This window comes from Candidatus Hakubella thermalkaliphila (genome assembly GCF_013281975.1).
GTDB classification, from domain to species: domain Bacteria; phylum Actinomycetota; class Humimicrobiia; order Hakubellales; family Hakubellaceae; genus Hakubella; species Hakubella thermalkaliphila.
Genome location: NZ_BLRZ01000445.1, coordinates 1 through 592, shown reverse-complemented (window position 1 = coordinate 592; position 592 = coordinate 1). Strand labels below are relative to the sequence as shown.

At 53.7% G+C, this 592-nt stretch carries 1 protein-coding gene and 1 pseudogene; one reads left to right on the top strand and one right to left on the bottom strand.

All coding sequences use genetic code 11. From position 1 onward, the window contains the following. Positions 1-28 precede the first annotated feature (28 nt). The gene (locus tag HW443_RS14230; RefSeq protein WP_407079833.1) at positions 29-85 is read left to right on the top strand and encodes a hypothetical protein; all 57 of its coding nucleotides are present in this window, start codon (positions 29-31) and stop codon (positions 83-85) included. 92 nt (positions 86-177) lie between these two features. On the opposite strand, the pseudogene HW443_RS14225 reads toward HW443_RS14230, so the two are convergent. Then, positions 178-477 (bottom strand): annotated as a pseudogene (locus tag HW443_RS14225) (isocitrate/isopropylmalate family dehydrogenase); the annotation flags it as partial. Positions 478-592 lie beyond the last annotated feature (115 nt).

Below are 592 nucleotides of genomic sequence, written 5' to 3'. Positions count from 1 at the left end.
CGTCGGCGCTCACTTTCCCTCCGACGTTATTGTAGGAGCCCTGTTGGGAACGCTGGTAGCCATCCTTATCGTATCGCTGCTGTAGTAAGTTTCCGTCTTCCGCAGCGATTCCGAAGAAGAAATCACTTTTCCAGCGGAGGATAGGATTAGATTTTTGGGATGTATATTTGCATAGATGGAGAAGACCGGTCGCAGGCAGGCGTAGAGGTCCAGCTCCTTCCGTATAAAGACATTCACGCTCCTGAATCCGCTGCCCACCGGTGTGGTGATAGGACCTTTAATGGCCACCCGGTTACTCCGGATGGAAGCCAGGACCTGGTCCGGCAGAGGAGTCCCCTGAGCCGCCATGGCTCTCTCTCCGGCTTCCACCACCTCCCACCGCACATCTACCCCAGTGGCCTCAATGGTCCGCTGCATAGCTTTGGTTATTTCCGGTCCGATCCCATCACCTGGAATCAAGGTTACGGAATATGCCAATTTATTCCTGGTTCCCTTAAAAATAACCCAATTTTCAGGCGACGTGGTTCGCCGCGGCGCCTGGCCGATCCTTTATTATACCATCTCTATTATTTTCCTAGCCTGGGCTCCCCGC